Genomic DNA, 12650 nt, shown 5'->3' with positions numbered 1-12650 from the left:
GGAGTCATGAGCATGGTCAAGCGTATTTCTCTGTTAAAAATCGCACTGTTGGGAATGGCATTGTGCAGCGCGCCCAAGGTGTTGGCTGTTGAAGCCTTCGGCAGCAACTACTCGGCAGTTGCCCCGGTGTCTTCTGCGCAAGCGCAAGTAGTGGTGTTCCGGCCTGCGACGAGCGATTCCCCAAACGACGCGATCAATGTGTATGTGGACCGTAAGTTCCACGCAGCGCTGTTGCCCGGTGGTTTCTCGACATTATGCGTTGCCGCCGGCGCGCACACACTCAGTGCAAGCCGACACGATGCGCATTCCATTAACCTGGCAGGTGGCCTGACCTATTTCCTTGAGCTCGATGACGACATCACTCAACCTTCGCAGTTCGTCAGACAGGACAAGGCCGAACAACAGCTGGCCGGTATGCGTCAGCAAATTCAGGCGCTGTCTCGGGCATCGACTGTGCAGACTTGCAACTATCAACAGGAAGCCGTAACTGCCTTGAATTAAGTCTGGCAGTTTCAACGTGTGGATAGCACTGCCGCGAAACGGTGGGCTATCCGCGAGTTGGCAAGTGCAAATCAGGATAATTCCTGTATCGCTAAAAGTGCGGCGCCGTTATTTTTCGGTCGTTACATCATTGAAGACTAGCGGTGGACATGGGTGCATCATTGACGTCGGATCGAACGCGACGCTCGGGCAAATTTGACTGGTCAATGGGAGCGAGAATACGTTGATTATCTACTATGTTGGGTAGGTTGGAGCTTCATGGAACTCAATCGGAAGAAGCCTAGTGAGCTATTATCTATTTTTGGAGTGCTACGGAAAGACCGGAAACCGCTTGCTACCGGCGCGCTCAGGGGCCCTTTTATCAGATACTGGTTAGTCCATGACCGGTGTCCACCAATCCGGTCTTTTGTTCCATCAGCTGAACTGCAAGTGTGCAAATACCATTGAGTCCGGTTGAGCGATCAGCCTTTGGTGCGATGGGATAGCCGGGTGGTCCAGTTGAGACACGCAACATACCTATACACATATCGCTTAGACGAAGTACATACTTACGCAATCACAATATGGTTGCTGTTCATATCCCATGCTCTTAATGTAGCCCTGCAGAGCACTACGTCGTCAAAAAATTGAAAACGAGAGGTGTGCCCGCATTCGTGTCCCGAAGCGCTCTCATGAGAGCCGCATGCAGTGGTTCTAGGATCGAGAGGATCACCAGTTATATGCAGGGCCAGCGGGTGGTTGTGCGTGTCGACGCGCATCGCTGATGATGCATACGGTCAACAGCGTCGGCGCTATATACGCCGGTCATTGTTTTACATTCACGACTTTAAGACAGGTCTTGCATCGCGGTTCGCAAGGGTCAGAGTATTTTATGGGTGCCATTTAAATAATTGAGCATCAATCATGAATTACTCATTACCTACCAGCAGTATGATGAGAGTGTTGGTCGCCGATCCTAACTTCGAACAACGGGTTGTCATTGACAAATCTTTAGGGTTTTTAGGGTATTTTAGAGTCTGCCCTGTTGCGTCTTTTGATGAATTGATCAATCTGACCCATTACAGTCCAAATTTTTATGATCGTTTTGATTTGCTGATTATCAATGCTGAACTTGTTTCAAGTGCGGGGCGTGACGTTGTTAACTTTGTCATGAATAATCCTCGCTTGAAGCATGTGCTTATCTCCGGCCCTCATGGTCGGCCAAAGGATTACCAACCATTAACCAGCGGTCCGCAGCATCAGGTGCGGCTGGTCGATACGGTCAACTACTATGTATTGGTCGATTTTCTCTTGTTGATAGATAAAACCTTGAAATATAGAAGAGTGAGTGAAATCCGTGCCTGTGTTGCGGATGCTCAGTATCCGGTTACGAAACATCGGATAGCGGGTTTTCAGTCATGAGTGACGGTTGGAGGCATCCTGGCAATCTTGCAAGTCATTACGCGATGAATAATCGAATACTCATCGTCGAAGATCACCCGGCCGTTTGCATGGCGCTGCGCATTTTGCTGGCCAGCGAAGGGTTCGATGTCGTGGCAGAAACGGGTGATGGTGCGCAGGCGCTGGAATTGTTGGAGACACTTGCGCCCTCCACCATGATATTGGACCTGGGCATCGCCTCGATGGATGGGCTGACAGTTATCAGTGAGGTCACCGCCAAACGCTTTCCAGTGAAAATCATTGTGTCGACGGGGCGGTTGTCCACCAACCTGGATGTGCATTGCATGCAGCTGGGCGCTCACGGGTTTGTCGACAAGAAAAAAGATTTGTCGGAGTTGATCCATGCGGTGAGGGCTGTCCGAGTCGGTGAACTCTATTTTCCGACTTTATCCCCGTCACAGAGCAATACGAGCCACTGGATCAATTAGCGTCCCAGGCTCAAAGGCTTTTTCAATCGAGTTGTTAACCCATCAGGGCCCTACCACTTTTCTGCGCTACCGTTGGCGCCTGCGCAAATGCATAGGGTGACGATGCCCAGCCCCTCCTATGCCGACTCAATACCCATCCTCAATTTCAGCGCCTTGGTTTAAGTCCCCCTTATTTCGGTTAGTCCCCAGCTGTCAGTTCTTGGGTGCTTTTTGAGACAAGTCTCGTTTTCGTGTCTGGGCGCGCGGGTCAAAATCCCCTTCACCCAGGAAACACCATGATCCGAAGGCAACGCCACTCCAGGAGCATTTGATTTCTGAGTGTCACCCATGAGCGTCGCCGCAGGCTTACCAAAACTCAGGACTTCGTGAATGTCGACTACTAGCTCGTCCGAAAACCCAGTCACGGATGCTCAACCCGCACCTTTGCCCCAGGCCGAAACTCAAGCCCATACTCAACCCCAAACCCAGGACACCTTGCTGCAGTGTGTTTCCTGGCTATGTGATTACTACTCAACAGGGCGTTCGTATCAGGCATTGACGGCGGGGCTGCCCAAGGCCGGGGTGCTTTCTCCTTCTTTGGCGCTTGCAAGCTTGGCCAACGCCGGGCTGTCGGCGGGGCTGGTGGAGCGTCGGGCGCAGGCGTTGCCGGCGCAACTGGTGCCGATGATATTGCTGCGCAAGGATCATGGCGGCTGCATTTTGCTGGAGCGCCGCAAAGATCCGGCGGACAAGGATAAGCGTGCCTTTGTGTATTCGGTGATCCTGCCCGAGATCAGTAATGACCCCGTCGAGTTAAGCCAGACCGACGTGGATGAGCTGTACGCAGGCTTTGCCATTCTCGCCAAGCTCAAAGCCAAGGTAGACAAGCGCGCCGGGGAAGAACTCGCGAAGCCGGCCGGCCATTGGTTGTTGAGTACCCTGTGGCGTTATCGCCGTTATTACCGCAGTGCCGCGATCGGTGCGGTGCTGATCAACGTCCTGGCTTTGGCCAGCATCTTTTTCACCATGAACGTCTATGACCGCGTGGTGCCCAACCAGGCGTTCGTGACCTTATGGTCGCTGGCAATCGGTGTCGCCATCGCGATGGTCTTCGAGGCCATCGCCCGTTACGTGCGCGCGCATCTGCTGGACGTGGCGGGAAAGAAGGCCGACCTGGTGCTGGGGACGTTGTTGTTTCGGCAGGCCCTGTCGATTCAGATGGAACACAAACCGGCGTCTTCCGGATCCTTTGCCAACCAGTTGCGCGAATTCGAAGCGGTACGTGATTTCGCGACCTCGGCAACTTTGGCGGCGATCTCGGACCTGCCCTTTGTCTTGATGTTTGTCGCTGTGATCTTCGTCATCGGCGGCCCACTGGGTTGGATTCCGTTGTTACTGATTCCTTTGATCATCGGCATCAGCATCATTATCCAGTGGCCATTGGCACGAACCATGAAGGAAAACCTGCGCGAGTCCTCACTTAAACAAGGCGTGCTGATCGAGTCGATCGAAGGCCTCGAGACACTCAAGGCAGTAGGCGGTGAAGCCTATATGCAGCGTCGCTGGGAAACCTTCAGTGCCTTGTCGGCTGCGACCTCCATGAAGTCTCGGGAACTCACGAGCATAGCCACCGGTACGGTCGCATTCTTTCAGCAGATTCAGACCGTTGCCTTGATTGTGGTCGGCGTCTACCTGATTGATGCGGGCGACCTGACCATGGGCGCCTTGATCGCCACAGTGATGCTCGCCGGTCGAGCTACGGCGCCGCTGGGGCAGGTGGTGGGCCTGGCTGTGCGTTTTCAGCAAGCGAAGGCGGCCATGCAATCGCTCAATGGTCTGATGGCGTTGCCGGTTGACCGCGATAGCCTGCGTGAGTACCTGCCCAAACCCATGATCGAAGGCCAACTGACGCTGAAAAATGTCGGCTTTGCTTATCCGGCACCACCAATGCAGCCAAATCCTCCAGTGCTGCAAGGTATCAACCTGAGCATCGAACCGGGTGAGCGAGTGGCGATTCTCGGCCGCATCGGGAGTGGAAAATCCACGCTGCTGCGCGTGATGGCGCGTCTGTATTCACCGGTCGACGGGCAAATGTTCAGTTCAGGGTTGGACGTCAATCAGATCGACCCGGCCGACTGGCGCAAGGCATGTGGTTACGTAGGACAAGACGCTCGCCTGTTCTACGGTTCATTGCGCGAGAACGTCATGATCGGCCGCCCTGAAGCGACCGCCGATGAGTTTCTGCGGGTGTTGCGATTGAGTGGGCTGGACCAGGTGGCCGCCCGTCACCCGCAAGGCATCAATCTGCCGATCGGTGAAATGGGTGAAGGTTTGTCGGGGGGGCAAAGGCAGTTGGTGTCCCTGGCCCGCACGCTGCTGGCGCGTCCGCAGCTATTGCTGCTGGATGAGCCGACCAGTGCCATGGATACCCAGACCGAGGCGATGTTTTTGCAACATCTGCAAAGAGCGACGCAAGGGCAGACCCTGGTGGTGGTGACGCACCGTCCCTCGCTGCTGGCCCTTGTCCAGCGCATCGTCGTGGTCGAGGACGGCAAGGTCGTCGCCGATGGGCCCAAAGACACTGTCCTTGCCGCGATGAACGCCAATAACCGCAAACCGACGGCTGCGAAGGGCGCTGCCGAACGTCCCGCTTCCGGCAGCGCGTCATCCATGACTGTGCACGCGACAAGACCTGCAGCTGTGCCGGTTGCCGAGGCCGGATCGACAACATCGCAGGTGGCTCAATGATCAGGAAATTCTTTGGGCGCAGTGAGAGCGCCGCGCTGCAACCCGGCGATGCCGCGTACATGAACGACATTCAGGAATCGCTGCTGACCCAGACCACGCCCGGTTCGAAATTGATATTGCATCTGATCGGCGCCGTCCTGATCGGGGCGCTGGTGTGGGCGTATTTCGCCCGAGTCGAGGAAATCACCATGGGTGAAGCGAAGATCATTTCCAAGAGCCGCGAGCAAATCATCCAGAGCCTCGAGGGCGGGATCCTCGCGGAAATGAACGTGCGCGAAGGCGACGTGGTGGAGAAGGGGCAGGTGTTGCTCAAGATCGATCCGACCCGTGCCCAGGCCAGTTATCGCGAAGCCTTGTCGAAGGTCATTGGTCTGAAGGCCAGCATCACCCGGCTGCGGGCGGAGGCTTATCAGCAGCCCCTTGAGTTCGAAGAGATGGTGAAAGCCGACGAGGCGGTGGTGCAGCAAGAAACCCAAGCCTACAACGCACGTAAAAATGCCTTGAACGAGAGCATCAGCGCGCTGCAGAAAAGCTACGCGCTGTCCAGCCGGGAGATTCAGTTGGCGGAGCCGCTCGCGGCAAAAGGATTGATGTCGGAGGTGGAAATCTTGCGTATGCGCCGTCAGGCCAACGAAATCAAGTCGCAGATCGTCGAGCGGGTCAACCGCTATCAGGCCGAGGCCAACTCGGACCTGGCCAAGTTCGAATTGGAGCTGTCGCAAACCAGCGAAAACCTGGTCGGCCGGGCTGATGTGGTCGAGCGCACAACGGTGACGGCGCCGGTGCGTGGCACGGTGAAGAACGTGCGTGTGAATACCCAAGGCGGTGTGATCCAGCCCGGCGAGCCCATTCTGGAAATTGTGCCGTTGGAGGATCAGTTATTGGTTGAAGGAAAAATCCGCCCGGCCGATGTTGCGTTCCTGCGACCGGGCCTGCCGGCCACCGTGAAAATCACGGCTTACGATTACAGCATCTATGGCGGCCTGAAAGGTCAGGTCGAGCACATCAGCCCGGATACTTTGAAGGATGATCAAAAAGCCGCTGCCGGTCGTCCCGACGATACCTATTACCGGGTGCTGGTACTGACTGAAACCAGCTCGCTGGAAGCGGGAGGCAAGTCCTTGCCGATCATTCCCGGAATGGTCGCCTCTGTGGAAATCCGCACCGGCGAGAAAACCATTCTCGACTACCTGCTCAAGCCCGTGCTCAAGGCACGGGAAGCTTTTCGGGAGCGATAGACATGGTGCGTAATTCTTGCAGTTTTCCACTGAATTCGATTGCTCGGTGGGTATCGGTATGGGTACTGGCCGGGATGCATGTCGGTGTCACGCAGGCTGACGACGAACTGTTGCAGTTCACGCCGGAACCGACGTCAGCGGAACAGCGCCGGCCCGCCGCTGCGAGCAGTGCGGCAAAGAAAGTAGCCAATGACGGCACGCTTGCATTCACCCCGGTGGTGCCGGCGGGCAGGGCGTCCATTGAGAAGGCCTCTGAGGTCGATTCCGTTGTATCGGGCAAGTCAGGCGGGCGGGTTACTGCCCGGGAGCCTTTGCGTCAGGCGGACCCAAAGGTCGGCAGCGTCTCCGCCCTGGCTTATACCGGTCTGCCGAGTCGTATGGCTGAGCGTGCACGCAATGGCCATATAGTCGTCGGCCCGTCGGAGCGGGAGTTGCAGGCGATTTTCCGTCGAGCGGTGGAGGCCGCTGTGGCGCGCAGCCCCGCCGTGCTGCGTTCCAGCGGACAGCAACAGGCCGCGGTTTCCGATGTAGAAGCGGCAGAGGGGCAACGTTGGCCGCAGATTGATGTGGGCACCCAGACCCAGGCCTTGCAGTTCGGCAAAGGCTCTGAAAACGAGCAGGGTTCCGGCGGCGTCAATGTGGCAGTGTCAACCATGCTGTATGACTGGGGGCGGGTGGACAATACGATTGAAAGTCGCAAACGGTTGGCCTCTGCCGCCGATGAAAATCTCGCCGCCGAAAAGGAAAACATCGGCTTTGAGGTGGTGATGACCCTGGTCGAACTGGGCAAGCAACGCATCATTGGTGATCTCAGCCAGGACTTCGCCAACCGCATGACAGAACTGGTGGATATGCTGGCCGGCATCGTGGCTGTGGACCCCGGCCGCACAAGCGAATTGACCCAAGCGAAGGCGCGGCTACTGCAAGCCCAGGCCCTGCGCGATACGGCGGGGGCGAAGGCGAGGGATGCTGAAATCACCTTGCACAAGCTGGTGGGCGAGCGCCAGGTCGCCATTCCGGACAAGCGCGAATGGAACATCGGACTCACTGATCTGCAGCGATTGTTGGCTGCCGCGCAGAATCACCCGACCATTCTTCAGGCTGCCGCGCAGGCAGAATCGGCGGAGCTCGAGGCAAAAGCTGTGCGAGCGTCGGGTTTGCCGCAACTGAACTGGATCGTCAGTAAGAACACCGCTGAAGATTCACTCGGCCGCGAGCAGGCGTGGCAGACCAATCTGAGCATGAGCTGGGCCGCGTTCCGCGGTGGCTCGACCCGCGCCTCGGAGCGGGCGGCCCTTCAGCGTGCCGACGCCAGCCATCACGAAACCGCTCAGCAGCGTCGGGATTTGGAATTCAAGATTCGCACCGCTGACAATGATGCACGTACTCAACTGGAGCGGGCCGAGTTGTACCGCAATCTATCGGTGGAATCAGATCGTATTCGCGAAGCCTTTTACTTACAGTGGCACCATTTGGGAAAGCGCACCCTACTTGACGTTCTCACGGCCGAAAACGACCATTACGGCAATCAGGTCAGTGAAATCACCAATCGCTTTGATGGCTATCAATCTATCCTGCGCCAATACGCCAGTGCCGGGACGCTCACACAGTGGTTGCAAGGCAGGGAATGAACTTCAAAAGCCGTGGACGCACATCTTACGTAGTACCCATGACTTGTGTTTCCGCTTATTCAGGATCTAGATCCCTTTGAAAAAGATGCCCGTTTTCCACTTGTGCATTTCCTTCTGCCTGCTGTGTTTTTTGGCTCTCGGACAAGCTGCTGCTTTTGCCGCCACCGAAACGCGACTGATCGTGCGTACGCCCGAGCTTGCGCCGTCCGTGACTTTCAGTGCCGAGACTCAGGCATGGCTCGCTTCCAGATCTTCGGTACAGATAGCCTATTGGGGGAGGACGCGCCCGCCGCTGTTCTTGGGGCTCGACCCCGACGGGTTCGAAGGGGTGACAGCCGACATGCTCGGGTTGCTGCAGCAAATGTTGGGAATACCCTTTCGCTTGCTACATTACCCGACTCGGGATGAAGCCTTACAGGCGATGGCGAAAGGTGAGGTGGACATGTTGGCCTTGAGCGATGTCGCCGAGGATGACAGCCAACTGTACACCGCATCCAAACCTTACCTGCTGAACCGCGATGTCATCGTCCGACGGGTCAATCAAGCCCACAAATCTACCGTCGACTTGAGTGGTGAACGTCTGGCCTATATTGCCGACAGCAGTACATCCGTGAGCCGACTGAAAGAAAAATACCCTAACAGCAAGCTCGTTCCCTATGCCGACTACTTGAATGCGATAGCGGGCCTGGCCTATGACCAGGCAGATGTCGTTATTATTGACTGCGTGACCGCGGAGTTTCTGATTGCGCGCTTTTACCGTAATGAACTTTACATTGCCGGTGACGCTGCCAGCGGCAGCGTTGCCGATCTGGACTTTGCTATCAGCAACCGTCGGCCGCAATTGCTGGAGGCAATCAACCAATCGCTCAACGCCATTCCAGTTGCCAGCATCTTGCGTATCACCTCGCGCTGGGGTTTGAACAATAGCTTTGTGGTTCCTCGTCCTTCATTGACTCTGACTCAGAAGCAATCAGACTGGATCGCAGCACACAAAAATCTCAAGGTTGGGGTCTCCAGTTCCTCTGCGCCGCTTACCTTCTTTGACGAAAATAACCAGTTCAAAGGGTTTGGGGCCGATGTACTGAACAAAGTCAGCCAGTTGACCGGCTTGACGTTCGAGATTGTCCGTCACAGCGGCGTCAACGAAATGGTAGATCAATTACAGGACAATAAGATCGATTTGATTGCGGCGTTAAGCAAAGGGGAGCATTCAATTAATCCGAAGCAGTTCAGCCGCTCTTATCTCGTCAGCCCATTCGTTGTGGTTACCCGACGAACCGAAGCAGGTATTCGCAGTCTGGGTGAACTCAGTGGCTTGCGCCTTGCGATGGTATGGGGCAATCCCGTGTCACCCTGGGTCCAGGAGCACTATCCCAAAATCCATCAGGTGACTGTGCGAAGTGCAACCGAGGGCATTGAGATGCTTGCTGATAAAGAGGTCGAGGGTACCGTCGGCATCAAGTTCAGTGCCGACTACTTCATCTCGCAGCATTTCAACGCCGATCTGCACGTCGCGTCCGTCATCGGGTCTAGCCCGGCAATGATCTCCATGGTCGTATCGCCAGCCAATCAGACCCTCAAGGACATCATCGATGTCGCGTTGCTGGCCATCCCGCCGGAAGAATTGTCGGAAATGTCCGATCGCTGGCGCTACAACGCTGCACCGGCCGTGGCCAGCCCCTGGAATACTTACAAGGATAATGTGATCCAGGTTGTGATTGGCGCGGCCTTACTGCTTCTGGTGTTTCTGGCATGGAACTACTATCTGAGGGTGCAGATCCAGAAACGAGAGAAAGCCGAGCGTGATCTCGAGGATCAACTGCAATTCAACCGCACGCTTCTCGATGGCGCGCCAGTGGCGCTTTATGTGCGCGACATGCAGGGGCGACTGATTCAATGCAATCAGGCCTACCTGAATTTCTTCAATGCCACCCGCGAAAATCTGATGGGTAAAACCCTGATGGAAAGCCAGGTGTTCAGTGACGAGCTCAATGCCAAATACCATCAGACTTATCTCAACACTCTGGAACATGGGCAATCCGCCTTTACCGATATTGACGTTGAAGTACATGGGCAACGCCATCGTGTCTATCACTGGCTGCTGCCATTCCACAATGCCGATGGCCAGTACATCGGGGTGATCGGCGGCTGGCTCGATATCACTGAACGCGAACACCTGATAGAGCAATTAAGCCTGGCCAAGGAAACGGCGATGGAAGCCAATCGCTCCAAGTCAGTATTCCTCGCCAGCATGAGCCACGAAATTCGTACGCCCGTCAGTGCTTTGGTGGGCTTGATCGAACTGCTGCGCCTCAAAGGCGCCAATGCCGAGGATATTGAAGAGAGCCTGGAGGTCGCTCATCAGTCGGCCAAGTCCTTGCTTTCACTGATCGGCGATATTCTCGACCTTTCCAAGATCGAAGCAGGCGAAATGAGCATGGCGCCGCGGCCGACGCATCTGGGAGAGATGACTCAATCGATATTCCGCCTGTTCGACACCAATGCGCGCAAGAAGAATCTCGACTATCGATTGGTCACCGAGGTTCAGCATAGAGGCGTCATGATCGATGCGTTGATGCTCAATCAGATCGTCGCGAACTTGTTGAGCAATGCGATCAAATTCACCGATCGGGGCAGCGTGCAGTTGATGCTGCGCGAGTTGCCAAGCGAGACGGAATCCGGTCGTGCCCGTTATGCCATTCAAGTCAGCGACACAGGAAAAGGCCTGAGCGAGACCCAATGCCAGGAAATATTCGAGCCCTTCGTGCAGGCCGATCCGCAAGCAAACCGCGCCGTGGGTACGGGCTTGGGCCTGAGCATCTGTGCCAGTCTGGCGAAGCTGCTGGACGCGCAACTCAAGGTCGACAGCCAGTTGGGGCTGGGTTCGAGCTTTACCCTGATTTTCGAGGCTGAAGTGGTGCAGGTTGAAGACAGTCTGGCATCGCCGGCACTCGAATCCTCCCATGACCACAAACTGAAGATTCTGGTGGTAGAAGACCACGCGCCAAACCGCTTGTTGCTGTGCCGGCAGCTGGAGTATCTGGGGCATGAGGCTTGGCCTTGCGACGATGGCGAAGCGGCGCTGGCTCAATGGAGAAGCGCGCAACCGCCTTTCGACCTGACTATTACCGACTGCAACATGCCCCGTATGGACGGTTACCAATTGGCCCGTTTGATGCGTGAGGATGAGCAGCAGCGAGCAGTGCGTCTGCACCCGGTGTTTGGTCTGACGGCCAACGCTCAATCGGAAATCATCGAGCGCTGTCTCGAGGCAGGAATGACCCGATGTCTGTTTAAACCGGTGGGAATGGAAACCCTTGCGTTACTGGTTGCAGAAGTGGAACAGACCAGCAAGCGTCGAGTCCAGGCAGAGATCGGTGGTGATAGCGAACTCGACAAAATCAGGCTGCTGAGCCCCGAGTCCTATGCGCCTCTGGTGAACGAAATCGTGCAGACGCACCGTTTGGACGCTGACGAACTGGAACGCTTGGTAAAGGAAGGCAATTGGGATGATTTAGCCAGACGCTCCCATAAAATCCGGGGCGGCGCGCATCTGACGGGCGATCGTGCATTGGACGCCGCGTGCCTGGAGCTTGAGAGACTGGTTACGGAGGAGGGCGAGCCGTTGCGGTGTCGGCAGCAGGCGCAGGCCGTAATCGCTTGTCTTCAGGCTCTTGAGGTCCAGTTGCTGCAGGGCTTGCCGTCGTAAAGTCCGCTGCAGTTGGATAAGGCATACAAGAGAAAAATGTTCAGACGTCTGAAGAACTTTGGCACGCGGGTCTACTCCCGCTAGGCCGTGGAATTGTTTTTGAACTCGCCGAGTATTTTGAGATAAGTCTCATACCACTATCTTGAGGTAGTTAACTATCCTCGAGCTCACGAAGTCTTAATAAACGTTGCTCAATTGCAATCGCTACCCCATTTCCACTAATGGAGGTTTTTCATGGCTATTCGCGCAGTAGTATTTGATTTCGGTGGGGTTCTTTTCGATTGGAGTCCGCACCATCTGTATCGCAAACTGATTACTGATGACCACGAGCGCCAGTGGTTTCTGGAGAACATCTGCACTCAAGTCTGGAACACCGAACAGGATGCCGGACGAACCCTGGTCGAGGCGACTCACAGTCTCACCCAGCAGCATCCGGAGTATGAGTTCTTGATCAAGGCTTACTACGACCGCTGGCACGAAATGTTGAAGGGGCCGCTATCCGCGGGAGTGGACATTCTACTGGCGCTGTACGAAGCGAAAATGCCATTATTCGGCTTGACCAACTGGTCGGCGGAGACCTTCCCCTACGCCCGCAAGCACTATCCGTTCCTGACCTGTTTTAGCGACATCGTGGTATCCGGCGAGGTTAAGCAGATCAAGCCGGATGCTGCGATCTACCACACCAGCCTTGGCCAGATACGCACTCATCTGCCAGATATCCAGCCTGGTGAAGTGGTGTTTATCGATGACGTACTCGGCAATGTCGAGGCCGCTATCGCACTCGGCTGGCGCGGCATTCACCACGTATGTGCCGAACAGACTCGTGGAAGTTTAGAGGCATTGGGCATCAGAGCTTGGTAAAAACTTAAGCGCAACATTCCGGCGGTAGTTGTGGCCTTGACGCCGCCGATATCTCAAATGTTTTCAGACCGTTCCTACATTCGCGAGCGTGCTCTTTTGGGATTAATAGTTTTGT

The 12650-nt window shown here is 55.7% G+C and carries 8 protein-coding genes; all 8 read left to right on the top strand.

Going from position 1 to position 12650, the window contains the following annotated elements; genetic code table 11:
• Positions 1–12: 12 nt before the first annotated feature.
• A complete protein-coding gene (locus ACA069_RS18160; RefSeq protein ID WP_497614741.1) occupies positions 13–501 on the top strand; it encodes a hypothetical protein in 489 nt (162 codons plus the stop codon).
• A 903-nt stretch (positions 502–1404) separates the two neighbouring features.
• The gene (locus ACA069_RS18155; RefSeq protein WP_497614739.1) at positions 1405–1902 is read left to right on the top strand and encodes a hypothetical protein; all 498 of its coding nucleotides are present in this window, start codon (positions 1405–1407) and stop codon (positions 1900–1902) included.
• The gene (locus tag ACA069_RS18150; RefSeq protein ID WP_497614737.1) at positions 1899–2369 is read left to right on the top strand and encodes a response regulator; all 471 of its coding nucleotides are present in this window, start codon (positions 1899–1901) and stop codon (positions 2367–2369) included. Before ACA069_RS18155 ends, ACA069_RS18150 begins: the two co-directional genes overlap by 4 nt.
• A gap of 369 nt (positions 2370–2738) precedes the next feature.
• Entirely contained in the window at positions 2739–5096 is a 2358-nt protein-coding gene (locus ACA069_RS18145) for a type I secretion system permease/ATPase (RefSeq protein ID WP_497614736.1), read from the top strand.
• On the top strand, positions 5093–6334 hold the full coding sequence (locus ACA069_RS18140) for an HlyD family type I secretion periplasmic adaptor subunit (RefSeq protein ID WP_497614734.1): 1242 nt from the start codon (positions 5093–5095) through the stop codon (positions 6332–6334). The genes ACA069_RS18145 and ACA069_RS18140 overlap by 4 nt, the downstream gene beginning before the upstream one ends.
• Before the next feature lie 74 nt (positions 6335–6408).
• Entirely contained in the window at positions 6409–7965 is a 1557-nt protein-coding gene (locus ACA069_RS18135) for a TolC family protein (protein ID WP_497614732.1), read from the top strand.
• A gap of 85 nt (positions 7966–8050) precedes the next feature.
• The gene (locus tag ACA069_RS18130) at positions 8051–11674 is read left to right on the top strand and encodes a transporter substrate-binding domain-containing protein (RefSeq protein WP_497618264.1); all 3624 of its coding nucleotides are present in this window, start codon (positions 8051–8053) and stop codon (positions 11672–11674) included.
• A 234-nt stretch (positions 11675–11908) separates the two neighbouring features.
• Complete coding sequence (locus tag ACA069_RS18125) at positions 11909–12535, top strand: HAD family hydrolase (protein ID WP_497614730.1); 627 nt, start codon at positions 11909–11911, stop codon at positions 12533–12535.
• Positions 12536–12650: the final 115 nt, after the last annotated feature.

Source organism: Pseudomonas sp. LBUM1652 (assembly GCF_059716105.1).
Note: the sequence above shows the minus strand (reverse complement) of the source record. Positions and strands in the feature narration are given on the sequence as shown.